Here is a 25,877-nt window from a genome sequence, read left to right on the forward strand (position 1 = left end):
AGACTCTACAGGCAAGAATCCCAACTTAAGAATATTCATCACTTACTCTAAGACTACTTAATATATTAAGTTTTACGAGTCTCGTATCACCACACCATAAATGGCAATATCTTATGGCACAACAAGATAAAGGTATTTTTGAACCAGCAACCTTTTCTTTATGCAAAAAATTCAATAATAAAACGCTCATAAATAGTAGTAAGTGTTTCTATTGCATCAAGGGCTACACACTCATCTACCATATGCATCGTTTGCCCCGGTAAGCCAAATTCGACCACTGGGCAATAATCCTTAATAAATCGTGCATCTGAAGTACCACCAGAAGTGGAACATTCTGGTATATTCCCTGTTACACTTTTAATAGCATTGGATAAAGTTTGAATGAGTTTATCATTTTTGGTCAAAAAAACATCTCCTAAACTTGGAATCCATTCAAGCTGATAAGAGGGATATTGGTCACCATTGTTTTTTGATTGCACCAAAGCAAGACGCTTTTCAATTTCCTTCATCAGTGTTTCTTTTGTCCAAAGATCATTGTAGCGTATATTAAAATGAACTGTTGTCTGCGCTGGGATAACATTGACCGCTAAATTACCGGTATCGATGCTTGTTAGCTCTAAATTACTGGGTTGAAAATTTTCTGTCCCTTTATCTAAAACGGTTTGTGTCAATGCTTGAATAAGCTTACTTGCCAAAGGCAAGGGATTGGCAGCCCTCTCTGGAAAAGCAACATGACCTTGACGACCCTTCACGGTAATGACACCAGAAATCGATCCGCGGCGACCAATTTTGATAATATCACCAACAGTCTTTACGCTTGTTGGTTCTCCCACAAGAGCCGCAGTCCATTTTTCGCCTTTTTTTTCTGCCCATTTGAGAAGTTTTACCGTACCATTAACAGCAGGCCCCTCTTCGTCACCAGTAATTAAAAGGCTTACCCTTCCTTTAATGGGTCGTTTCTCAAGAACTCGCGCTAGAGCCGCAATAAAACAAGCGATACCACCCTTCATATCAACAGCACCCCGCCCATATAATTTCCCCTGATCTATAACAGCTTCAAAAGGTGGGTAAGTCCAATCTTCCAATGCACCTGGCGGTACGACATCCGTATGACCCGCAAACATAAGATGGGGTCCTTCACTTCCCATTTTTGCATAAAGATTTTCAACATTATCTGTATTTTTATCCGTAAAAACAGGGCGATCGACGTGAAATCCCATTTTTTTCAAAAATTGTTCCAAAGTTGATAAAGCCCCTGCTTCATGAGGTGTAACAGAAGGACAACGAATAAGTGCCTGTAATAGCTGAAGTGGATCTGTAAGAACAGACATAAAAAACCTTCCCATTTTTTTATAAGTCATCGGAACTTAGGGTTATTACGCTGAATTACAAAAAAGATAAAGCAAAACATTGAAGACACTCAGCAAACCAAGCAGGGGAGAACAATCGTGCTGAGAGCTTCAATGGCTTCCTCATTATGCATGAGCAAGCACACACTCAACAAAACACTCAACAAAAAGTTCCGTTAAATATTGCCTTCATTTGAAAGTTTTTTACGCCTCTAAATTATATGAATCAAAATTAATTGCATGCAGTCTAGGAGCATTTTCTTTCAACCAAGCACGATATGTTTTACTATCAGGACATAGCTCTTCACAAAGAGCCCAAAATCTTGGCCCATGATTCATTTCAACAAGATGAGCAACTTCATGGGCAACAACATACTCAACAACTTCTTTTGGTGCCATAATAAGGCGCCAAGAAAAAGAAAGACGCTTATCGATTGAACAAGAGCCCCAACGACTTCTCGTATCTTTATAACAAATGGATTTGACTTTACGCTCTACCTGATGAGCATAATGTGCCACCAAAGGCGTTATAATAAGCGCCGCTTGTTTTTTCAAAACGTCAGCAATGCGTCTTGGGAGATATTCTAATTGACCATAAACAATAATTTCAGGCCCTTGCTCCGCATCTGCTGTAATGATTTCTGTTACCCCACGTCCCTCTCTATGCTTTATGGTATGAGAAACACCCAATAAGGGAATTGTCGCCCCCTCTTTGAGATAAGCATTTTTATGAGAGATTTGTACATGAGCAAGACGTGCCTCAATCCAAGATCGATGCTTTTCAATAAAATTTTCAACCGCATAGAGATTTATTGCTGGTGGTGTTGTTACACAAATCTCCTGACTTCTGGCATCAATACGTAAGGTAAGACGGCGCGCATACTTATTTTCCCGCACCCGTACAGGTACAGAGCGCTCAGAAAAAATAAAATGCTGTTTAGAAATGCTCATATATTTTTATCTTCATCAATAAATGTACCCCTTACTTTGCATTAATCTGATTAATAAAAGATCTCAATACTGTTTCAAGGCAATCTAAATCTTGTGGACGAGAAAAGCGATGATCCGCATCACGAACAAGTGTCAATGTTACATCATGGAGAGGTAAATGATCAAGTAAAGTCAATGTATGCTGATAGGGGATATCTTCATCTTCCATCCCTTGTAGAATATGGACTGGACATCCAACATCAATGCATCCTTTCATAACACAATTTTCGCGCCCATCTTCAATCAATGTTTTTGTAAAGGGCATTGGCTCTGTATCATCAACTGCAGGTCGTTCAATATAGCCTTTATCCTCCAAAATCTTCCATTCTTCTGGGCCTAATTTTGGTTCCACCAATGTTTGTGTAAAATCAGGTGCTGGAGCAATCAATATCATGCCAGCAAGCTTCTTATTTTTCTGTGCTAGCATCATTGCAAGCCTTAGCGCAATCCACCCCCCCATAGAGGAACCAATCAAAATTTGTGGACCCTCACAATAGGTTTCAAAAGTCGCTAAACTTTCCTTAACCCAACGCGAAATTGTTCCTTGAAAAAAATCACCTTCAGATTCTCCATGTCCAGAATAATCAAAACGTAAACAAGACAAATCATTCTTCTGAGCAAACTGATCAACTAACGTTGCCTTACTTCCTAACATATCGGATTGATAGCCAGGAAGCCAAACCAAACCTGGAGATTGGCGCCCCTTGCGATAGCGTACTGCAAGTGCGGTGTTCTCAAATGAAAAAAACTGACAAGGAATATTTTGATCCATGATTTTTTATCCTCTATAAAACAATTTCTGTAAATTAAGAGAAAAACTTTTATAATCTAAATCATTCCAAAAAGTAATAAATCAAATAATGAAAATAACACGAATTATAGTTGTTTTTAGGTACATAATTGTATATTAAATTAACTGTAGTTGAATCAAAATTTAAGGAGCATAAACCATTCGTAAACCGTTTAAAATGACACCTACCCAAAAAGACGGACCACGTTCAAATCAGGATATTCGGGTACCTCATGTTCAGCTTATCAATGATGAGGGACAACATCAGGGAGTTGTTGCGATACAAGAAGCTCTTGCTATGGCTGCAGATGCGGGACTTGATTTGGTTGAAATTGTACCAAATGCGGAGCCACCTGTATGTAAAATCATCGATTTGGGAAAATTAAAATATCAAACCCAAAAAAAAGCTGCTGAAACACGTAAGAAGCAAAAAGTCATCGAAATCAAAGAGATTAAGATGCGCCCAAATGTTGATGTCCATGATTATGGAGTTAAACTCAAGGCTGTTCATCGCTTTATTGATCATGGTGATAAAGTAAAGATTACTTTGCGTTTTCGTGGTCGTGAGATGGCTCACCAAGATCTTGGATTAAAGCTTCTTCAGCGTGTGAAAGAAGATACAAGTGAAATTGCCAAAATCGAATTGGAGCCAAAGCTTGAAGGCCGGCAAATGATGATGGTGATAGCACCTAAATAGTTTTGCATTGGAATAATATTCGCATGCAACGCATCAAAATGATGTGTATAGTATTATTTAGAAGCACCACATAGAATTTTTGTGGTGCTTTTAAGGTTTTATAAATGTGTATAAATCCTTTTAAGAGTTTAATAATGCTTTATCAATTTATAAGAAGAATTCGTTATTTTGCATATTAATGAGAAAGCTCAAACATCGTAAGGTCTTCTTATTTCAATCTCTCTTATCATGCAATGCGGCAAAATTGTTTGCTTACACATCACAAATGGAGATGATACATAAAATTATTAAAAAAGCAGAAATGTTTTTTGTGAACCATTTCAAGTGCCAAAGACTATCACAATATGGAAATTGGTAAATACAATAGAGAAACTCGCCGGTACCTTTTATTGAAAACTAAAAATAATGATGAACAACGAATTTTCGTTATACCTTTCACAGAAACTTTGCACTACATTCTTCACTCTCACCGTCGTGAAATTGATGTGATGAACCTTGAAAGAAAAAGCTATTTTTGTAAAAAAGATTAAGGGGCTTTTTAATTAAGAGTGTTTCAATCTTGCATAAAATAATGAGAGAATATAGAAGCTCTTCATGGCTAAAAAACAAATTTCCTCTTTTGACAAACATCTTATTATCCGCCTTTTGCGAGAAAATTTTCGTAAACATATGCGTTGGTACAGTGCGGCTATCTTCTCAATGATCATCATTTCTTGTACCACAGCAACCAGTGCATGGATTATGCGGGATGTTGTTAATCAGATTATTGATGCACAAAATTTTCCTATGATTGTTTTGATTTCTAGCTTCATTGCTTTTATCTTTATTCTCAAAGGAGTTGCAACTTTTTTCCAAACTTACTTTCTAAACAAAGCAGGCAATAGTATCATTGCTGAACAACAGCGTAAAATTTTTGCACGACTTATGGAACAAGGAGTCTCTTTTTATCATAATAACACTTCATCTGATCTTCTTGTTCGTGTAACTCATAACGCGACAGCCGTACGTAATATAATTGATACTATTATCACAACTTTTGTACGTGATTTGCTTTCCGTTAGTGGTCTGTTGCTTGTCATGTTCATTCAAAACTTTGTGTTAATCTCCATTACTTTAATCGTAGGACCACTAGCTTTTTTAGGCGTTCGAATGGCTTTAAAACGCGTTCGCAGCTTGATGGAAAAAGAGCTCCTTTCACTTGGTGAAATTATCAAAATCGTACAGGAAACGGCTGTTGGTATTCGAATCATCAAGGCCTTTTCACTAGAAGAAGTCATGAAAAAACGGATGGACAAAGCCATTTGTGATGTTGAAAAACAAACAAACAGTATTGCAACACTCGAAGCTATTACCAATCCAATTATGGAAACACTCACGGGTGTTGCCATTGCAGGTATTATTTGTTTTTCCGGTTATCTTGCAACCCAACGCGCAGGTGTTCAAGGTGAATTTATGTCCTTTATTGTTGCTTTACTTTTAGCTTATGAACCCGCAAAAAGACTAGCAAATGTACGTGTTAAAATTGAATCTGGCTTGGTCAATATCCGTACGATGTTTGAAATACTCGATTGTCCCCTTACAGTTATAGAACATAAAGAAGCTAAAGATCTGAATAAAACGCAAGGAACTATTCGTTTCGAACATGTTTCTTTTGCATACACTAATAACAAAATGATATTGAAAGACATCAATCTAGAAATAGAAGCCGGAAAAATGACAGCATTGGTGGGACCATCCGGTTCGGGAAAATCAACCCTTATCAACCTTATTATGCGCCTCTATGACCCCACAAAAGGACGCATATTGATTAATGATCAAGACATTCGCTACACAACATTTCGCTCTCTGAGAAACCTGATGGCCTATGTAGGACAGGATACTTTTCTCTTTCAAGGAACTGTTAAATATAATATCGGGCTAGGAAAAGAAGGAGCTAGTGATGACGAAATTATCGAAGCAGCAAAAGCAGCAAATGCTCATGACTTTATTATGAGTTTGCCAAATGGTTATGATACACAGATAGGTGATAATGGCTGTAATCTTTCAGGGGGGCAAAAACAACGACTCGCTATCGCTAGAGCAATGATTCACGATAGTGAAATTCTGATTCTTGATGAAGCAACAAGTGCGCTCGATTCACACACCGAAGCACAAATTAATGAAGCCATTCACCACCTTACTAAAGGACGCACAACAATCATTATTGCTCATCGCCTTTCAACGATTGCTCGTGCTCATAAAATTGTGGTCATACAAAATGGACAACTGATTGAACAAGGTACCCAAAAAGAATTGCTAGCAAAAGAACATGGGTTTTATAAAAAACTTCATAATATCCAGTTCAAAAAACATACCTCCTAATTTCTAGATCCTTAAATAAAATTTGAAATAAAAAATGGATAGAAGGTAATGCTCCATTTATAAAAAAGACTTGTTACCACGAAAAAGCATTACTTTAATCAAAGTTGGCAAAGAATTTATGGTTTATTGAAAATAAACTTCTTGGATTTAGATGAAAACTTTACTCGCTATTTTGTTGAATGCAATTGACTTTAACCATGAAATTTCAAAAACCCCTTCCCTTCCTCAAATAAGTGTTGAAACATTCATAAGTGTTGTGAATCCTGAAAGAGAAAGCATAAAAGTTTGAAAAAATTATCGCGGATGATGATGAATCTGGATTAATACAACCTTTATCCGTGTTTATCCCTGCACTGATAATTTTTTTCTCCACACAACTTTTAAAGGACAAAGACTCTACCCAATCTGATCTGTAAACAATCTAGATTTTTATTGAGCTCATTCCTCTTGATAACAACTTATGTGATTCACTTATACAAGGCTTACCCTAAATATTCACCACGTGCTTTCAGAATACTGTGTCAAAAAGGCTTACATACCTTATATCACCACACCTCAAATGTCGGTCTTTTATGGTACAACAGAATAAGCTAACAATTATAAATTGTGTTGCAAATTATAGATACACTCCGTTTAAAAGAAAAACATTGAAAAAATAAGAGAGGTTTTATTATAAAACTTTTTTACTGTTGTAGCTTGCTTTAAAGCAAGCTTTGCTGTTTTTTCTACATTTAGAAACTAAAATGATATTCCTCCAATACCTTAACTGCTTGAAGAGTTTATAAATGCACAACGTTAGTGCCTATATAAGGCTATAATTTCAATATGTAAAAAAAACAGATGAAAAGCAAAATGACATTCCTCTTTCTTTTAACCGCTAAAATAGAAAAATACGACATATAATTCTGATAAATATTTTTACAAAAATATCTTTTAATATACATTTTAATACTTTGATTTATAATCATAATTTGTTATTTTATATCTTAAACAAAAGATAAGATGTAATTTGCTTATTGCAAATTTTCTTTATATTTATGATGAATCAATCAAAAGCGCTTGTTGTACGTCATAAGAGATATTGGTATATGCATAAAAACTCTTAAGATAAGCAATAAAAATACCTCTACACTTTCAAGTGAAAAGATTGTCAGCAACATGAGAAGCTGGAAAATAGAATGATAATGCCGGCTTATAGCTTTAGTAAATACTTATACCTTTATTAATAATGGTAGTGTGGATTTTATACCATTCATAAGAGGTACTTTATACCATTTCACAAGCAATCTTATGAAATAGACTCAAGCGCACACTGAGAAATGTTGCTTTAAAACAAGTACATAAACTTGCAATACAATAATGTTATATTTTGGAGTACTCTGTTCGCGGAGCTATTCGTTATAAGAAAAGTGATCTCATTCAAGACACAATAAACAAAAATCTAAAATAATAGGTAATTTTTATTATTAAAAAATATTGCTTTAAATGCGTTTGACAATAAAATCGATATCTTATGAATTCTCTGCTTGCCTCACGTTTTTGACGGTCTTTAATGGAATCATGTCCTTCACATAAAAACAGAATGCCATTGTGTTGCAAATTCACCTGCTTGTTTTAAAGAAATCTCTCTCAAAGTCTTCCCCAAGCCCATTTCGCGATAACGTCCGTGAATTGTATAATGATAAATCCATTAAGCTGCCCTATCTTTACGCTTATGGAGTAACAAGCCGGCACCATTCACACTATTCTGCCAACTCCTAATGTTGCGACAGCTCTTAGCTCTCGAGATGATTCATAAGAGGCATTTTTAGTCATTTCTTAATAGTTTTATCCACACAGGATTCTCCGCTTGTAGTATACAAACCGAATGGTTTTGATTGATTCAATACGAAAGAGATTCGTACGATATGCAAAGTTCTAATTCAAGTTGAATAACAATAAATTATCTTTATAAATCAATATATTGCACAGACTCCATTCTTTAGGCAACAGCACGATATGGGCTTGAAAACAAGGTAAGGTACTTCTCTAAAATAAATATATAGCAGCAAAATAACATACTATCTTTCGTGAAGATTTTGTCCCTTTAGAGAATAGCATAACAAAAATCGAATATTTCAGATATATCTCTTCACGCCTCAACAAAAAGCTTCTTCTTTTATAGGATTTCTAGTCTATGCCTCCTTCCTCAGATTTAGAAATGAGAGACAAAACGAAGAAATTGTTTTTTTAAAATTCAATCTTTAATAATCTCTTTCATAAAAGAGACCTATACTAGAATTTTGTTCATTTCCTATGGCACCTTTAGCTTTGAGATGACGCGAAATATCTAAATTAATTGTCCCTTTCGTCGTTCCATCAGACCCTGCTTCAAAACCCAAATAAATATTATTGTGTATGTAGCGTCCAATACGTAAGCCTGTATTCCCCTTCTCATTAACGATAACATCAAGATCATCAAGTCCAATTTTAGTTCGTAAAGTATTCAACAAAGATGTATTAGAACTACCTGCAAGATCAGCCGCTGCTGCTGCAAGTTGAGCAATCTGAAATGGTGATAATTCATTAAGAGAGCGATTAAAAATCAAACGCGCCAAAATCTCATCCTGAGGCAAATTTGGTTGTGATGAAAAATTAATATCAAGATTATCAACCGTCCCACTTACAGTTACAGTGACACGAATATCACCACTGTTATTGTTGGTTACAAAATAAACCGTAGGATTAAGATTACCACTAAAACTCGCTTGTCCTTGATCAAAATTAAGACGTTGCGACAGGATATCAAAACGTCCACGAATCATTCTAAATTCACCAACTGGATGCACATCATTCAATGGACCTGCTAGATTAATGCGTCCTCCCAGTTCAGCATCTAAGCCTTTTCCGCGTACAAAAAATTGATTGCGTGCTGTAATACGCATGTTTGATAGCACGACAGATGAAGATTCTTGTGTAACTATACGGCTTTTGCTTTTGTTCGTGTTCTTAACATCAGCACGTTCAAGTGTTGTTTGAATCGATTTAGTTAAATTCTTATTTCTAACATCAAGAAACTTGGCACTTTTAAAATGATCAGGAACAAAAACTTCAGCTTTTTCAACGATGATATCACCACCAAGAACAAGACTATTTAAAAAATGACCTGTCATTGTCATCTCACCTGATAATGTTGCCAGAATCATAGAACCATCATTATAATTGGCATTATCAAGATGAAATATCAAATCTGTCTCTAGACCATTAGAGATACGACCTGAAGCAGAAATTCCTCCCCCCTCAAACGAAGAAGCTGAAGCTTTTTCTATAAGGATATGATCACCTTTCAATTTGCCTTCAATCGTTATATTATTTAATCCTACATTTGTTTGTGAATCAAAAAAGCTACCGTCGCCTATAGAAATATTTCCTATCAATTGTGGTTTTGATAATGACCCATTAAGAGCTGTATCAATTCTTGCTGTACCCGTTATATGTGCACCACGCTTAGCTAATAAGAGATTAACAAAATCAAGAGGCATTATCCCTTTAACGTTTAATTTTGCCTCTGAACCATTAAGAGATACAGGCCCATGGATGGAAAGATCTAATCCTTTATCTCCAGTAGCTATCATATTTTCAATATGAAATGTCGATTTTTTATAAGAACCACGAGCATTTATATTGATTGACATCGGTCCTTTATGCGTCATAGCGGTTAAATTTTGACTAGAAAGCTCAAAATGAGCAGATGGATCCTTCATTGTTCCACCAATATCAACTTTACCTATCACTGTCCCATCAAGCGCTTGTCCTGCAATAAAACCATTCGCCAAACGTGCAGATAAATTTTGCAAATTAATATGAAGATCAAGCGCATTTTTCTCTAGAGATACACGCCCCTGAGCTTGTGCTTGTACTCCTTCTCCTGTTAAATTTGCATTCAAAGTAAGATTTTGATCTACAGTGTTTCCCGTGGCAGAAAGAGAAAAAGGCATAATTTTTTTATCTTGAAAAGCAACGGTTGTCAGTCCCTCACCTTTTATATCGTAAGTTATATCAGGTTTTTTTAAATGACCACGAATCATAACCTGCCCTGTTACACTCCCTGCTGCACCAAGATCGGATTTCCACAAATTGACTAAAGTAGCAGGAAGGGCATTCATTGTAAGTTGTAAATTCAGGGTATCTTGAATATTTCCTGCTAAGATGATGTTGCCCCCATTTATTGCAATTCCTAATTCATTGATTGTCATTCCATCTTTATCAAAAGAGATTATAGATGGCTTCGGCAATGTCGCATGAAAAGTATGTTGTTTTAAGTCCACAGCTTCAATTTGCACTTCTCGTTTTATACTTTCTGGAAGTTCCTCAACCATTAAACGACCAGAAAGCCGTGCATTGAGAGTATCATGCAACGTCGCCTGGACAGTAAAAACCGTTTGTCCATTATTCCTATCAGCGTGAGCATTTAAACGATTGACCATTACCAAAGGTGTTTGAATATGTTCTGCATTGATAACTCCTTCAAACTGAGTCATGCCAAAAGGATCGAATATGTCAGCATCTATTGCCAATTTTTTTATTTTATTCTTGGAAAAATTCAAATGGTTAACATGCGCCTTCACATTGGTTTTTTGTCTGCCATTTTGTTCATCAAAAATAAAATCTCCTTTTACTTTTCCACTACCATCCTGCAAAAATAACGCTGAAAGTACGGAAATATCATCGGCATCAATATGCAGCGCTCCTTTCAAAAAACCGCCAAGTTGTTGAGAAAGATCACCCGTTATTTTTGCACTTCCCCCTCTAATATCGATATTTTCAAGTTTTCGAATTTTATGAGAATCTTCAAAAGAGGCCGATAAATGCAAAGGTTTCTTAGCAAAAATTCCTTCACCCTTTACCACCCCTGTTAAAGAAGTAACTGGTGCTGTATTATCTACAAATGCATCTATGTTAAATGTTGTGTTTTGAAGTTTCTTCCCTACAATTAATGCTTCAGAAATATGGGCACGCGTATTTAGTTTTATATGGCTATTGCGCCCTCTCGCCGTACTTTGAATTGTAAGTGCACCACTTATCTTCGGATCTAATTTGGACAAATCAGATATTTGAGCAGATAGATCCATTTTAGCGCTTTCATCTGAAAAATAACCATCAGCCTTTATGTTTGCATATTGATTTTTCAAATTAAAATGACGTAAAGTGAAGCCCATTGTATTTCGAGCAGTGCCACCTGAAAGAGTAGTATTTCCTTTGAATAAACGATCAAAAGACTGCACGCCTATTTTCATATCGTCAGCCATTCCTGATAATTGGAGATCAAAAATGCCACTCAATAAACTGATCGTTCCTTTGGCTTTAATATCTGCACTACCAGAAAGTGATTGTTTACTGAACACTTCCAAAGGAGTTAATGTTTGAGCTTTTAAACCGAGATCGCCTTTAAAAACAAAATTCTCCATTGTCCCTTTTAACCAAGAAGAAAAACCCTGAGCCGTAACACTCAGATCATGAATCAAAATTGGTTTGTTCGAAACAATATCCGTATCTAAATGCACATGAACCGCTTGGCTTAAATTTTCTACTAACGCTCCCTTAATCTTTTTAACCCCTTGAAGCGTCCCTTTAACCTGAACACCAACATGACGAGAAGCTGCATTATCAAGATTTTCGCTTACTCCTCCCATATCAAAAATTGCATCGCGAATATAAATATTTTTATTGCTTAAATGATTTACAACCAACCGCCCATTCCAAGATTGTTGACCTTCGCGACCATAGTCAATGTTCAAAGCAAGAGTATTCGCAGGTTTTGGCACTTCTGATATAGGTAAATGAATAGACTCCTTTTCGTTATCAAGAGCCATTTTGCCATCAACAAAAAGCCGTCGCAAGAATCCATCGGCGGTTATTTCAGCATTGGCTATAACATTCATTGCTTTGTTCTGAATAACCATCTGATCAAGGTGTGTCACACCTTCTTTTGTTCTTCTTGCCTTTGCTTTTAATGTTATATCAGATTCGAAGAGACTACGATATTGAACAGGTATTAAAGGGCTCAGTGTTCCCTCTAATTTCGTAGAAAAACTCTGTCCTTCTGGAACACTTGCAAGAATAACATTACCATCTAAAATAGAATGATGATCGGACTCTAAAGAAAGTTTGATAACCAAATCATCAAAAGTACCATCACCTTTCACGACGAGACTTAATGCTGGACGTTGTTCAATGTTAAAAATATTCGCCAAAATACCATTTTGTGGTTCGTTAGCAGAAATATCAATTTGAGCTGTACGATTACTATCAGATATCTTGGTGAGAACAGAAAAAGAACCCGGTGCATCTAAACGATGCGCCGCTATATCGACATCAAAATTACCACCAGCCAAGGTGAAATTGCCTTTTAAGGACATATCAGCAGAAAAACCAAAAAGATTCTGTTCAAATGTCACATGTTGAGCTGTAAGCGTATTGATAGAAAGAGCAAGCGGTAATTTTGGTAAAGAGAATTTACCAGTCTCAAGGGAAGAAACAAAAGAAGAATTGCCTTGCGGTTTGCGTAAAAATGTAACCTGTTCTGCCGAAAGCTGGTTAATATCCATCCGCCCTCTCAGCAACGCTAGACGATTCCAATCCATTGTAGCATTGGTAATTTTAAGCCAAACCCCTTTTTTATCACTGACAGTAATAGTGTCAATTGATGTTTGAGAAGACAGTGTCCCTTGCATATTGTGTAAACGAACTTGACGATTAGGCGCTGAAAGCTTTCGTTCAATTAAAGAAACAAACCATGAGCGATCATCTGTTTTCATTTCGCTAGAGGGAAGAATGTCTCCTCTTTGCGCAAAAACAAAACTACCCACCCCAAAAAACAAAAATACAAAGAAGAAAGCTGATAAACATACACCTTTTTTCATTAAAATGCTTGCCCTATACCCACATAAAAACCAATGCGAGGGTCACCCTTCTCTCTCTTTAAAGGAAAGGCTAAATCAACGCGTAAAGGACCAAGACCCGTCATATAACGACCTCCTATACCGGCTCCCCATTTAATTTTTTGAGAAAAATCAAAATTTGCTTTTTCCCCTACTAAACCTCCATCAAGAAAACTGACAAACCCTATTTTATCATTTAAAGAAACACGCAATTCTGCTGACCCCTCAATAAGCGCCCGTCCACCAACAACCCCATCATTTTCTGTTTTGATACCAATATTACGGTAAGCATAACCACGAACAGAGCCCCCACCACCAGCAAAAAAAAGCGTATTTGCGGGTACTTGTGCTGTATCATTCCCAAGAATTGTACCAAGCTTTGCCCGCGCAGCAACAACAAAACGATCCCCTTCATCCAACGCCCAATAAGAACGACCTTCTGCTGTTACTTTTGCAACAAAGTTGCTAAAACGCATCTCATAAAAAGGCTCAATGAAAACTTCACCATATAAACCTTTTGTTGCATTAAACTTATTATTACGACTATCGTAAATCAAGCCGCTAGGGAAACCGATTGTTGTAAAATTACGGCTCCCAAAATAGATATCACGTGAATAACCATTTGAAACTTCTACAGCAGCCTGTCCCGATAGATTACCATTAAAAATATGCGTAATACCTAATTTTCCTTTGATGGCTTTTGTCGTATAATTTTCTAAAACATCTTGTTGTATTTTTAATTCTGATCTGAAATCTGTATCTGGCGTGAGTACACCAGGCTTTACAAATGTACCACCGAAAAGATAATCAAAATTTTTAAAATTATATGATTGCTTTTTATTGCTACCAACACCACTTATTTTTGTTTCAATTTTAAGAGTCTCTGCATGACCCAAAAGATTATTATGCATCCAATAAGTCTCAAAACCAGCACCGTCTAAAGTTGAATAGCTACCGCCTACACCAAAACGACGCGGTTTACGTTCTTGTACAACAAGTGCAAGCGGTAAACTACCATCTAGATTAATAGTATCAGCCTCACGTATATTGATAGCACGAAAAACACCAAGGCGCGCAAGACGTTCATTTGCCTTAGCTAACGCATCAGAATCGTATATCTGCCCTGGTTTCAATCCGGTCATCCACGCGATATAAGCTGAATCTACACGTGGTTTCTTACTTATATTACGCACACTTAAAGGACCATAATAAGCCTTTTGTCCAGGACCAACAACAATCCGTCCTTCAACACGCAATGTAGCATGATCAGCCACGACTTCACTCTTCATAATTTTAGCTTTAGCATAACCTTGTTGCCGCCATCCTTCTATCGCCCATTTTTCTGCTTTCAAAATGGTTTCAGATTTAGCAATAGCCCCAACTTTATAGCCCAATTCTTCAATTGTGGGCATTTTATGCGCTTTACGTTTTTCAAACGGAGCTACTTTATCAATATTGGCAATACTAAAAACATATTGTGGACCAGCATTAATTGTAATAACGATATTCGATTGTGCTGGAAGTTGAGTTACCGGACTTAAATCAGCGACTTCTAAGCCATTAATTTTAATGCTAATAACACCACCATAGCGTCCATCAGCATAAAGAGCAGAAAGAATTGCTCGATAATCTGAACGCGCCTTGGCGAGCAAACCAGAAGAACTGGCGGATGCTTTCTCTTTATCAGCAACAAGAGAAGAAACAGATTTAACTATTTTTATACCTTCTAATGGTGCACCTGGCGGTGCAACAACATCAACTTTATAAAATTTCTCTGTACTTTTGGCATAATGTGAAGAAGAATTTGTTTTCTTTTGACCAAAAAGAGGGATGCCGAAAAAATCAAATGCAGCAAGTGGCTGTGGAAAAGAAAAAGTAAAACACAAGCCTATAAATACACAGCGCACAGTCCCTGATTTTAACAAAATTCTTGTCTGGTATACCATAAAATCAGATACCTTATAATACACTTTGCATCTACTACGCTTTAAATAATATAAAAATAAGAAAGGTAAATATAATTACTTTGCACATTTTACACGTTTTATCACATCAAATAACACTCTGCGATACATAACGTTATCCTCCCCTTATATTTTCATAAAATTTTGCACTGTTGTATAACACGAACAGCCTCATTCTTTTTTTCTTAACATATTTATTTAGCTTATTATAAATGTTTTATTGCGTCCCATATCATCATGGTTAAATTTGTACAAATGACTTTCCATGGGAATGCTAAAAAACTGCCCACGTATATAGTTCTCTCTATAAAAAAAGCTATAGAGATGCTTCTTGATTTTTATAAATAGATATGATTGTCTCTACCAAGTCTAAAGGGGGAAAATAAATAAATGATCGCACGTATTACAACTGTTGCTTTTCGCGGTCTAGAGGCAGTCCCTGTCGATGTACAGGTTATGATTTCGTCTGGTAAAATAGGAATGGCTATTGTTGGATTAGCTGATAAAGCAGTTGCAGAAAGCCGTGAACGTGTACAAGCAGCCCTCCACGCTTGTGGACTTTCTATGCCTACTAAACGAATTACGATTAATCTTGCACCAGCTGATTTGCCTAAAGAGGGATCGCATTATGATTTGCCAATCGCCGTAGGCTTAATGCTTGCTATGGGAATCCTCCCTCCCGAAGTAGCTCAAGACTATATCATTTTAGGAGAATTATCACTGGATGGTTCACTTACCGCTGTTAATGGTGTTTTACCAGCTGCCATGACAGCTTTATCACTCGATAAAGGACTGATTTGTCCCTTCCAATGTGGACCTGAAGCAGCATGGGCAAATGCAGAAATAAATATTCTTGCTCCAGAGACTCTGCTCACTATAGTCAACCATTTCAAAGGAACCCAAATTCAAAAACGTCCACAACCGCGCCAATATACTATCGAAACTGAACTTCCAGATCTTTGCGAAATCAAAGGACAAAAAACAGCCAAACGTGCCTTAGAAGTTTGTGCTGCTGGACGCCATAACCTTTTGTTTGTAGGTCCCCCTGGTGCTGGAAAATCTATGCTAGCGCAACGCTTACCTTCCATTTTGCCACCTCTTGATAGCCGTGAGCTTTTAGATGTCTCTCTGATTGCTTCTATTACAGGAGAAACGGTTCATAAGACCATTTCACTTCATTGCCCCTTTCGTTCCCCACATCATTCTGCTTCCATGGCCGCAATGATTGGTGGAGGGCTTAAAGGACGACCGGGAGAGGTCTCCCTTGCTCATAATGGTGTGTTATTCCTTGATGAATTGCCTGAATTTTCTCCACGGGTTCTTGATTCTCTTCGTCAACCTTTAGAAAGTGGGGAGTCAGTTATCGCCCGCGCTAATCACCATATTAGTTATCCTGCTCGCTTCCAACTTATTGCCGCAATGAATCCTTGCCGTTGTGGTATGGCAGGCGAAAAAGACCATGTTTGCCCTAAAGGGATACGCTGTCAAATCGATTATCAGTCCCGTATTTCTGGTCCTCTGCTTGACCGAATTGATTTACGGATTGATGTCCCTGCTTTGACGGCTATGGACCTTATGCAACCAGAACAATCAGAAAAAAGCTGCGACGTTGCCAAACGCGTCGCACGGTGCCGTACCATTCAAGCTAAACGTTTTTCAACAATGGGGTTTGATCATATTCGTACCAATGGCGATTGCCCTGCCAAAATTATAGAACAGATTGCCATTCCTGATAAAAGTGCGACCATACTCTTACGAGATGTGAGTGAAAAAATGCACCTCTCCGCACGCGCTTATCATCGCATTCTCAAAGTTGCACGCACAATTGCTGATCTTGACGGATCAGATACTCTTTCACGCTATCATCTCGCAGAAGCTATTTCCTATCGACTAGGCGCAGAAAGATTAACAGCCCTTAATTAAAAAACTACTCATCAATAAAAACTTATTGGAAAATAACGCAAATAAAGTTCTGTAAGTTTACCATCCTCTTCTAGAGATTTCAGCGCATAATTGAGTATATCAACCAATTTTTCATTCTTTTTTGCAACAGCAAGCTGCATTCCTTGCCCCAATAACTGTGGCGCCATATATGCCCCCCCAACAAAATGGCAGCAATCAACAGATTTTTGTTTTTTGAACCATAATGATAAAGCAAATCCATCATCAAAAATAAGGTCAATTTTACGCTCTTGTAATGCTTTATAGAGCTCTTCTCTCTTTTTAAACCCTTGCCATTTGGCTTTAGGAAAATAATATTGAAAGAGTTTTTCGTGAACACTTTTAGACAAAACACCACTGGTTAAATGTATCAATTGATCACTTATTGGCTCATCGAGATTTAAACGTCGAGAAGCAACAAATCGCGCTGGAAAGCGCAAATATGACTTTGTAAAAACAAGATCTTGCTGGGTTTTACTTGTTTCTTTTAAACCCGCAATAATGACTTCTGCACCACCATTTTTAACATGTTCTACAAGCTCTTTCCAAGGAATCACTTCTATTTCACAAAGCTTCTCTAATTTTAATTTTGAGCAAATAGCGCGCAATAAATCGATATTATAACCTGCAAGATACCCCGATTGATCAATAAAATTAAAAGGAGGAAAATCAAAAGTTGTTACAAAACGCAAACGAAAGATATCCGTTGTATCAGGTTGTACCAAATGTTCATGCGAATCAAAAAAAGAAGGCAACCTTTCAGCTTCTGCGTAAGAGGAAAATAGAACCCCCCCCGCTACAAATAAAATACGAATAAAAATATTGTATGGATTATTGAATAAAAAGTACTGTAAACGCAATTGAAGATGTTTCACATATATAGATTTTTTTATTTTCAAAATCTCTCCCCCATTTTTCAAAACTAAGATGCAACACTTCTTAACTATTATCTAACGCACTTCACCAAAATATCTGGCGTTTAATAAATAAAATTCTTGCTATTTTTGAAACCATTGAAAATGCTTAGATTTCTGATGTTAATTTTCCAAAATGAATATATAAAAAGTAATTTTAGAGAAAAGCGATTTAATTTTTTAATATAAGAAATAAGCTGTATATACTTTAGTGGTACACTTTATTTTATCAAAATATCCCGCGTACCTTAAAATATTAAGACCATTTCCTTGCGTATCACAACCTGGGAAGTATATAGATACTATTGAAGAAAAGAGTAAAAATACCTCTCAAATGCCGATGGTTTTCTCAACATTAAGGTTGCATCAACATTTAAGAGCTGAAAAATAAAATGATGATTCTGATTTGCACTTTATTGTCACGATGGGAAAGATGGGGGACATAAATCTTGTAGTATTCACAGGGTATTTTGCGTTATACTATTCAAACATCGTTGTAAAATGAGTTTGGGAACATTGAGAGATGCTCCTTAAAAAAGCGCGTGAATAAACAGTACAATGGCGTTTTGTTTTGAATGAGCGATGCAACCTCACGAGAATGCAAGAAACAAAAGCGTAAGATAATTCGTCATTACCCTCATTATTCAAAAACATCACCGTAGACGTTTTTTTAAAATGTAAAGTTGAATATAAAAGATGATCGTGGAAACGTGTTTTTACATTTACGCATTTATATTTTCCTCAAATGAAGCTTTTTTCACATTTTAAAGATGACGCAAACCAATATACACAATATTTTCGCCTCAATCTAACATACAAAAGTTTGAACTGCTTAGAGAGCTCGCAACCTTTGTTTTAAATATATGGTAGAATTAGGATTGAAAAATTGATTTATGGATAAAACAAGTGAGACCTTTATTAGTGTAACACAAAAATGCATAACTAATTCTGAAACATTACGCATATGCAAAAATAAACAAAGTAAATAGCATCGTTTATGAAACAGCTTTTTGTATAAGTCATAAGTGTTTATTCGCCTTATATCACCGCCCTAGTGTTTTACAGCATAACAGTACACTATCATTTTATCATTCTCTCCATTATATATCGACAGATATTGAATCTAGATCTGATATACGGTAAATATTTAATGTGGTTATTCCATAAATAACTGATCAGAACATTGAGCTTTAAAGAAAGCGGATAAAATATTGTAAATTGAACACAGGAATGGACTAACTTATGAGTGATGAAATAACCTCACCAGCACAAAGCAATAACTATGATGCCGCTTCTATCAAAGTTCTCAAAGGTCTTGATGCTGTACGCAAACGTCCTGGTATGTATATCGGTGACACTGATGATGGATCGGGGTTACACCATATGGTCTATGAAGTTGTAGACAATGCTATCGATGAAGCTTTAGCCGGTCATGCAACTCTTGTAAACGTCACACTCCATGCTGATGGTTCTTGTTCTGTTCGTGATAATGGACGTGGAATTCCGACAGATATCCATCCAACAGAAGGTATTTCTGCCGCTGAAGTTATTATGACACAGCTTCATGCCGGTGGAAAGTTTGATCAAAACTCTTATAAAGTTTCAGGCGGATTACACGGTGTTGGCGTCTCTGTTGTGAATGCATTATCCGTTTGGCTTAAATTGCAAATCAAACGCAATGGTAAAATTCATGAAATATCATTTACCCACGGGGTAGCTGATACTCCATTAAAAGTTGTTGGCGATTGCGATCAAGAAAGTGGAACAGAAATTAGATTTTTACCAAGCTCTGAAACCTTTACTATGGTTGAGTTTGATTTTGAAACTTTAGAGCGTCGTTTACGGGAATTAGCTTTTCTAAATTCTGGGGTTTATATTCTTCTTGTTGACGAGCGTCATGCTGATATTAAATCCGTTGAATTGCATTATGAAGGTGGATTAATAGAGTTTGTGAAATATATTGATCAATCAAAAAAAGCTCTGCTTGATACTCCTATTTATATTGCAAGTGAAAAGGATGGTATGAGCGTTGATGTTGCCCTGTGGTGGAATGATTCCTATCATGAGAAGGTCTTGTGTTTTACCAATAATATCCCTCAGCGTGACGGTGGAACGCATTTGATAGGTTTCAGAAGTGCCCTTACACGCCAAATTAATGGCTATGCTGAATCTTCAGGTATTGCTAAAAAAGAAAAAGTGAACTTAACCGGTGATGACTGCCGTGAAGGATTAACAGCTATTCTTTCTGTCAAAGTTCCTGATCCAAAATTTTCTTCACAAACAAAGGATAAGTTAGTCTCTTCTGAAGTGCGCCCTATTGTTGAAAGTTTGGTCAATGAAGGTCTTTCAATATGGCTGGAAGAACATCCTCATGAAGCAAAACTTCTCATTAGTAAAGTGGTAGAAGCTGCAACAGCACGTGAAGCAGCACGCAAAGCACGTGAACTCACAAGACGAAAAGGGGCACTTGATATCACTTCTCTACCAGGAAAGCTTGCCGATTGCCAAGAACGAGATCCCGCAAAATCAGAAATCTTTATTGTCGAGGGGGATTCGGCTGGCGGTTCAGCAAAAAGTGGGCGCTCACGTCAAAATCAAGCAATTTTACCCCTTCGTGGTAAAATCCTCAATGTTGAACGAGCACGTTTCGACCGCATGCTCTCATCTGATATGATTGGAACACTTATTACAGCTCTTGGAACATCTATCGGTAAGGATGAATTTTCACCAGATAAATTACGTTATCATAAGATTATTATCATGACGGATGCGGACGTTGATGGAGCCCATATTCGTACTCTGCTGCTCACTTTCTTTTTTAGACAAATGCCCGAGTTGATTGAACGTGGACATCTTTATATTGCTCAGCCTCCTCTTTATAAAGTATCGCGTGGAAAATCTTCCCAATATATTAAAAATGAAGCAGCGTTTGAAGAATTCTTGATCGATACTGGATTAGAAGAAACAACGCTTGAGCTTTCAACGGGAGAAGTTCGTGCAGGGGCTGATTTGTATCAACTCGCTAAAGATGCTCGTATATTACGTCAACTTTTAAATGGTCTTCATACCCGTTATGACCGTAATATTGTTGAACAAGCAGCAATTGCTGGCGCTTTTAATCTTGAAGTCTTTGCAACACAAGAAAAAGCGCAAAAAATAGCAGATACTACAGCACACCGCCTTAATCTGATTGCTGATGATATGGAACAAGGTTGGAGTGGACGATATACAGAAGATGGAAGTTTATGTTTTGAGCGTATTTTGCGTGGTGTTAAAGATGTTGTTACGCTTGATGTGGGACTTATAAATTCAACTGACGCACGCCAAATTGATCGCATTTCTCAAAATTTTATCGACATATATCATCCTCCTGTTCTTTTACGTCGCAAAGATAAAACAGAGCGTATTTTTGGTCCTATGAGCCTTTTAGAGAGCATTTTTACAAACGGTAAAAAAGGTGTTACTCTTCAACGTTATAAAGGTCTTGGGGAAATGAATGCTGAACAACTTTGGGAAACAACGCTTGATCCCAATGCACGTTCTCTTTTACAAGTAAAAATTAATGATGCAACCGATGCAGATTCACTCTTTTCTCGTCTCATGGGTGATGAAGTTGAACCTAGACGTATTTTTATTCAAGACAATGCCTTAAGCGTTGCCAATCTTGATATCTAAAGGTACTCTTCTGTTTTTGGCTGTGTAAACGTCGTAGTTTTATACGTTGTTTTTTCGTAGTTGAACATTCCCTCTCTATTTCATTTACGATAAAAGAAAAATAAGGAAGATCATATACATGGCAATTGAAACAGAACGTGTAGGAACCAAGGGTGGCATGGAGCACTCTTTTGGTTTTACAATAGTAGATGAAACACAAAAACAATCCATGGTGGATGGTGTGTTTCATTCTGTTGCTGAAAATTATGACAAGATGAATGATATCTTATCCTTAGGGCTACACCGTGTGTGGAAAAATTCCATGATTGCTTGGCTTTCCCCACCAGCACTTTCTCATTGGAAAGTTCTTGATGTCGCTGGCGGTACAGGTGATATTGCTTTTCGTATTCTTAATGCTTCACGCCAAAAAGCCCATGCTACAGTGCTTGATATTAATGGCTCAATGCTCAGCGTTGGCAAAAAACGCGCACAAAAAAATGGTCTTGCCCCTCTGATTGATTTTGTTGAAGCCAATGCAGAAAATCTACCTTTTGAAGATCAAAGCTTTGACGCTTACACGATTGCTTTTGGAATTCGCAATGTTCCTCATATTGATCAAGCTCTTAGAGAAGCTTTTCGTGTTTTAAAGCTCGGTGGACGTTTCTTATGTTTAGAATTTTCAAATGTCGAGATGCCTTGGCTCGATAAAATTTATGATCTTTGGTCTTTCCATGCTATCCCTAAGCTGGGTCAATTTATCGCAAATGATGGCGATGCTTATCGTTATTTGGTTGAATCTATCCGCAAATTTCCTAAGCAAGATGATTTTTCCCATATGATCAAGCATGCGGGGTTTTCGCGGGTATCGTACCGCAATCTCACCGGTGCGATTGCAGCGCTGCATTCAGGTTGGAAAATTTAAAAATGGTGCAAATTTCCCCTTACTTTCAATTGATGCGTGCAGGATGGGTTTTAACACGTGAAGGTGTTTTAAGTGCTCTTCCTCATGATGATCTTCAAGGATTTCCAGCGCTATGTCATCGTATAGCGAGTGCATTAGCACGACGCAAAACAAAAAAGAAACAGCGATCTGAAAATATTTCATATGCCATTAATAAGCTTGGACCCTCTTACATAAAACTTGGTCAATTTCTTGCCACAAGACCTGATATTGTTGGGCGTGATATTGCGGAAGATTTGTCACAGCTACAAGATCGTGTCCAAACATTTTCTTGCACTGCCGCTATTGCTCAAATTGAAAGTTCTCTTGGTCGCTCTATTGATGATTTATTCGTAAATTTTTATCCCCCCATTGCCGCCGCTTCTATTGCTCAAGTTCATCCAGCTGAATACAGTGATGAAACTGGCCATAAGAAAAAATGTGCTGTAAAAGTTATTCGTCCTAATATCAGAGCACGTTTTTCTAAAGATCTTAGAGGATTCTATCTCATTGCTCATTTACAAGAGCGCTATATCCCTGCCTCTCGAAGGCTTCGTCCTGTTTGTGTGGTGGATACTTTAGCACAAACAACACGACTTGAAATGGATTTACGCTTAGAAGCAGCAGCTATATCTGAAATGGCTGAAAATATTCAACATGATACAGGCTTTCGGGTTCCACGTATTGACTGGGAACGGACAGGACGTAATGTTCTTACAATGGAATGGATTGATGGTATAAGAATATCCGAAATTTCCAAACTTAAAGAAGCAGGTTTTGATTTGAAGGCGCTCGCTATTACGCTTATTCAATCTTTTCTTCGCCATACATTGCGTGATGGTTTTTTTCACGCCGATATGCATCCTGGTAATTTATTTGTAGATGAAAAAGGATGTATTGTTGCTGTTGACCTAGGCATTACAGGAAGGCTTGGTAAAAAAGAAAAGCATTTCCTTGCTGAAATTCTTTATGGCTTTATTACCCGCGATTACCATCGGGTTGCACGTGCCCATTTTGAGGCAGGTTATGTTCCTTCACACCATAATATCGAAAGCTTTGCGCAAGCCAACCGCGCTATTGGCGAACCAATTCACGGACAATCAGCACAAAGCATTTCCATGGCTAAATTGCTCACTTTATTGTTTGAAGTCACTGAATTATTTGACATGCAAACGCGACCTGAACTTTTATTGTTGCAAAAAACGATGGTTGTTGTGGAAGGCGTTGCCCGCACATTAGACCCCACTTTTAATATGTGGAAAGCTTCTGAACCCGTTGTCAAAGAATGGATTAGTAAAAATTTAGGACCCGTAGGCGTTGTAAAAGACTTTAGTGAAGGAGCACAAGCTCTCCTTTCGCTGGCACGCAAAACACCACAATTGGTTCAAAATTTCCAACAAATAGAAGAAGATTTCAATCAAATGAGAAAAACAGGTTTTAATCTTTCTCCTGCTACCCTCAAACAACTTGCTGTAGAACAAAGTCACAGAAACCGTTATGGTCGTTATAGTCTTTTCATCATTGCACTTTGTTGCGCTTGTCTTACTTTTTACTTTTTTCACCTTTTCTAATCTCCTTAATATGCTAAAAATATCAACAATGAAATCATTGCAATCATTTTATTTCTTGGAGGTATTTTATGGCCAGTATTACCATTCGTAACCTGTCTCCTGAAACCAAAGAAGCTTTACGCATACGCGCCGCGCAAAATGGTATTTCTATGGAAGAAGAAGTCCGACGCCTTTTAAGCAATCCCTCTCCTCTCACCACACAACCCCTTCATGCTAGTTCTGTTGAAGTGAAATCATTGAAATCAAAATCTCTTCTTCTTATTATTGGTGGAAGTATTGCATCCTATAAAGCACTTGATTTGATTCGCCGTTTACAAGAACGTGGAGCACACTTAAAAGTTGTAATAACAAAAGCAGCGCAAAAATTTATTACGCCTTTAGCCGCTGAAGCTTTAAGCGGTGGTACTGTATATACTGATTTATTTTCACGCGAAGAAGAACACGATATCGGACATATCCGATTAGCACGTAATGCTGACCTTATTATTTTAGCCCCTGCTACAGCCAATCGCATTGCAAAAATAGCCAATGGCATAGGAGATGATCTGGCTGATTGCATTCTTTTAGCGGCACGCTGTCCACTCTTAATTGCACCCGCCATGAATCCGTCCATGTGGGCGCATCCTGCCACTATTCGCAATGTTGCACAATTGCGCGCAGATGGCGTTCATATCATCGGACCAGAAATCGGAAATATGGCTGAACGTGACGAGATAGGATATGGACGCATGAGCGAACCTTTAACTATTGTCGCTACCATAGAGACTCTTTTGAATGTGCATGAAAAACCTCTCTCTGACCGCCATTTCATCGTTACCTCTGGCCCTACCCATGAACCAATTGATCCAGTGCGTTATATTGCTAATCGGTCTTCAGGTAAACAAGGTCATGCCATCGCAACCGCTCTTGCACATTTGGGTGCAAAAGTAACACTTATTTGTGGACCTGTTAATCTCGCAGACCCACAAGAAGTAAAAACCATTCATGTTGAAACAGCACAACAGATGTTACAAGCCGTTCAAACCGCATTGCCTGCTGATGGCGCCATCTTTGTTGCCGCTGTTTGTGACTGGCGCAGTCAAACGCAGTCTTTACACAAAATTAAAAAGAATGCTCATAAATTACCACCATCCCTTGATATGGTCGAAAATCCTGACATTTTAGCAACGATTGGACACGCTCCAAACCGCCCCTCATTGGTCATTGGTTTTGCTGCTGAAACATGTGATATCATTGCCAATGCGCAAAAAAAATGTGTTGAAAAAGGAGCTGATTTCATTCTTGCTAATGATATTTCTCTTCAACTAGATGGTACAAGTGTCATGGGTGCTGATACAAATCAAGTTTATCTCGTAAGTAGAAAAAAAGTTGAACAATGGCCCCATATGAGTAAACAACACGTAGCGCAAAAATTAGCAAACGTTATTGTATCATTTCTTGCCCCCAAAACACCTACTCCTCATGAGGAAAATATACCCCTTTGCAAATAAGAACTCTTCAAACGCGTTGATATTAAAACACCTTATAAAATAGAACTGACAATATGTGTCTATCCATCTCAATTAGTATATAATATTTCTGGTTTATAATGATAATATCGCATTGTTCATATTAAATTAGAATCCCAGATATCATAAGATTCTCTCATTCCCAATCTCTCTCATGTTGAATCAATAAAAATCATTTTCTTGCACGTTGTAAACAAGGATAACTGTATGAATACAAAACGTTTCAGAAAGAACTAAAAGCGCTTATAATGGACCGTCTCAAGAACCAAGGGCTTGTC

14 protein-coding genes and 1 pseudogene are annotated in these 25,877 nt (G+C 37.4%); 8 read left to right on the plus strand and 7 right to left on the minus strand.

Annotated features, from left to right (window positions below):
* Positions 1-158: 158 nt before the first annotated feature.
* From dapE to ACFIMA_RS00450, 3 genes are all read right to left on the minus strand, one after another.
* The gene (dapE, locus tag ACFIMA_RS00440) at positions 159-1,331 is read right to left on the minus strand and encodes a succinyl-diaminopimelate desuccinylase (protein ID WP_375652392.1); all 1,173 of its coding nucleotides are present in this window, start codon (positions 1,329-1,331) and stop codon (positions 159-161) included.
* Positions 1,332-1,553: 222 nt separating this feature from the next.
* Positions 1,554-2,300 (minus strand): M48 family metallopeptidase, encoded by a 747-nt coding sequence (locus ACFIMA_RS00445; protein WP_375611379.1) that lies wholly within the window; start codon positions 2,298-2,300, stop codon positions 1,554-1,556.
* Between the two features lie 31 nt (positions 2,301-2,331).
* Complete coding sequence (locus tag ACFIMA_RS00450; RefSeq protein WP_375652391.1) at positions 2,332-3,111, minus strand: alpha/beta hydrolase; 780 nt, start codon at positions 3,109-3,111, stop codon at positions 2,332-2,334.
* A gap of 196 nt (positions 3,112-3,307) precedes the next feature.
* On the opposite strand from ACFIMA_RS00450, the gene infC reads away from it, so the two are divergent.
* The 3 genes from infC (at position 3,308) to ACFIMA_RS00465 (ending at position 6,476) form a co-directional block, all read left to right on the plus strand.
* The gene (gene infC / locus ACFIMA_RS00455) at positions 3,308-3,826 is read left to right on the plus strand and encodes a translation initiation factor IF-3 (protein WP_026500140.1); all 519 of its coding nucleotides are present in this window, start codon (positions 3,308-3,310) and stop codon (positions 3,824-3,826) included.
* A 594-nt stretch (positions 3,827-4,420) separates the two neighbouring features.
* Positions 4,421-6,187, plus strand: coding sequence for an ABC transporter ATP-binding protein (locus ACFIMA_RS00460; RefSeq protein ID WP_375692994.1), 1,767 nt, complete (start codon positions 4,421-4,423; stop codon positions 6,185-6,187).
* 151 nt (positions 6,188-6,338) lie between these two features.
* The gene (locus ACFIMA_RS00465; RefSeq protein WP_375620869.1) at positions 6,339-6,476 is read left to right on the plus strand and encodes a hypothetical protein; all 138 of its coding nucleotides are present in this window, start codon (positions 6,339-6,341) and stop codon (positions 6,474-6,476) included.
* 1,238 nt (positions 6,477-7,714) lie between these two features.
* Here the strand turns inward: ACFIMA_RS00465 and ACFIMA_RS00470 are convergent.
* The 3 genes and pseudogenes from ACFIMA_RS00470 to ACFIMA_RS00480 form a co-directional block, all read right to left on the minus strand.
* Positions 7,715-7,992 (minus strand): annotated as a pseudogene (locus ACFIMA_RS00470) (integrase arm-type DNA-binding domain-containing protein); the annotation flags it as partial.
* A 438-nt stretch (positions 7,993-8,430) separates the two neighbouring features.
* Positions 8,431-13,089 (minus strand): translocation/assembly module TamB domain-containing protein, encoded by a 4,659-nt coding sequence (locus ACFIMA_RS00475; protein WP_375692993.1) that lies wholly within the window; start codon positions 13,087-13,089, stop codon positions 8,431-8,433.
* Positions 13,089-15,053 (minus strand): autotransporter assembly complex family protein, encoded by a 1,965-nt coding sequence (locus tag ACFIMA_RS00480; protein WP_375692992.1) that lies wholly within the window; start codon positions 15,051-15,053, stop codon positions 13,089-13,091. The genes ACFIMA_RS00475 and ACFIMA_RS00480 overlap by 1 nt, the downstream gene beginning before the upstream one ends.
* Before the next feature lie 408 nt (positions 15,054-15,461).
* On the opposite strand from ACFIMA_RS00480, the gene ACFIMA_RS00485 reads away from it, so the two are divergent.
* The gene (locus ACFIMA_RS00485; RefSeq protein ID WP_375677695.1) at positions 15,462-16,994 is read left to right on the plus strand and encodes a YifB family Mg chelatase-like AAA ATPase; all 1,533 of its coding nucleotides are present in this window, start codon (positions 15,462-15,464) and stop codon (positions 16,992-16,994) included.
* A gap of 11 nt (positions 16,995-17,005) precedes the next feature.
* Here ACFIMA_RS00485 and ACFIMA_RS00490 read toward each other — a convergent pair whose 3' ends face one another.
* A complete protein-coding gene (locus ACFIMA_RS00490) occupies positions 17,006-17,911 on the minus strand; it encodes a transporter substrate-binding domain-containing protein (RefSeq protein WP_375632130.1) in 906 nt (301 codons plus the stop codon).
* Between the two features lie 1,257 nt (positions 17,912-19,168).
* On the opposite strand from ACFIMA_RS00490, the gene gyrB reads away from it, so the two are divergent.
* The 4 genes from gyrB (at position 19,169) to coaBC (ending at position 25,581) form a co-directional block, all read left to right on the plus strand.
* Positions 19,169-21,601 (plus strand): DNA topoisomerase (ATP-hydrolyzing) subunit B, encoded by a 2,433-nt coding sequence (gyrB, locus tag ACFIMA_RS00495; RefSeq protein ID WP_375692991.1) that lies wholly within the window; start codon positions 19,169-19,171, stop codon positions 21,599-21,601.
* A 118-nt stretch (positions 21,602-21,719) separates the two neighbouring features.
* Positions 21,720-22,502 carry a bifunctional demethylmenaquinone methyltransferase/2-methoxy-6-polyprenyl-1,4-benzoquinol methylase UbiE gene (gene ubiE / locus ACFIMA_RS00500; RefSeq protein WP_375612796.1) on the plus strand — a complete coding sequence of 261 codons (783 nt, stop codon included), beginning with the start codon at positions 21,720-21,722 and terminating at the stop codon, positions 22,500-22,502.
* Between the two features lie 2 nt (positions 22,503-22,504).
* Complete coding sequence (gene ubiB / locus ACFIMA_RS00505) at positions 22,505-24,091, plus strand: 2-polyprenylphenol 6-hydroxylase (protein WP_375692990.1); 1,587 nt, start codon at positions 22,505-22,507, stop codon at positions 24,089-24,091.
* 68 nt (positions 24,092-24,159) lie between these two features.
* Positions 24,160-25,581, plus strand: a complete 1,422-nt coding sequence (gene coaBC / locus ACFIMA_RS00510; RefSeq protein WP_375692989.1) for a bifunctional phosphopantothenoylcysteine decarboxylase/phosphopantothenate--cysteine ligase CoaBC — start codon at positions 24,160-24,162, stop codon at positions 25,579-25,581.
* Positions 25,582-25,877 lie beyond the last annotated feature (296 nt).

The organism is Bartonella sp. AP88HLJMH (assembly GCF_042195605.1).
Classification (GTDB): Bacteria; Pseudomonadota; Alphaproteobacteria; order Rhizobiales; family Rhizobiaceae; genus Bartonella.

Coding starts and splice junctions, on each gene's coding strand:
- dapE (WP_375652392.1), bottom strand. CDS start 1,331: ATGTCTGTTCTTACAGATCCACTTCAGCTATTACAGGCACTTATTCGT.
- ACFIMA_RS00480 (WP_375692992.1), bottom strand. CDS start 15,053: ATGGTATACCAGACAAGAATTTTGTTAAAATCAGGGACTGTGCGCTGT.
- infC (WP_026500140.1), top strand. CDS start 3,308: ATGACACCTACCCAAAAAGACGGACCACGTTCAAATCAGGATATTCGG.
- ACFIMA_RS00460 (WP_375692994.1), top strand. CDS start 4,421: ATGGCTAAAAAACAAATTTCCTCTTTTGACAAACATCTTATTATCCGC.
- ACFIMA_RS00445 (WP_375611379.1), bottom strand. CDS start 2,300: ATGAGCATTTCTAAACAGCATTTTATTTTTTCTGAGCGCTCTGTACCT.
- ACFIMA_RS00450 (WP_375652391.1), bottom strand. CDS start 3,111: ATGGATCAAAATATTCCTTGTCAGTTTTTTTCATTTGAGAACACCGCA.
- ubiE (WP_375612796.1), top strand. CDS start 21,720: ATGGCAATTGAAACAGAACGTGTAGGAACCAAGGGTGGCATGGAGCAC.
- gyrB (WP_375692991.1), top strand. CDS start 19,169: ATGAGTGATGAAATAACCTCACCAGCACAAAGCAATAACTATGATGCC.
- ubiB (WP_375692990.1), top strand. CDS start 22,505: ATGGTGCAAATTTCCCCTTACTTTCAATTGATGCGTGCAGGATGGGTT.
- coaBC (WP_375692989.1), top strand. CDS start 24,160: ATGGCCAGTATTACCATTCGTAACCTGTCTCCTGAAACCAAAGAAGCT.
- ACFIMA_RS00475 (WP_375692993.1), bottom strand. CDS start 13,089: ATGAAAAAAGGTGTATGTTTATCAGCTTTCTTCTTTGTATTTTTGTTT.
- ACFIMA_RS00465 (WP_375620869.1), top strand. CDS start 6,339: ATGAAAACTTTACTCGCTATTTTGTTGAATGCAATTGACTTTAACCAT.
- ACFIMA_RS00485 (WP_375677695.1), top strand. CDS start 15,462: ATGATCGCACGTATTACAACTGTTGCTTTTCGCGGTCTAGAGGCAGTC.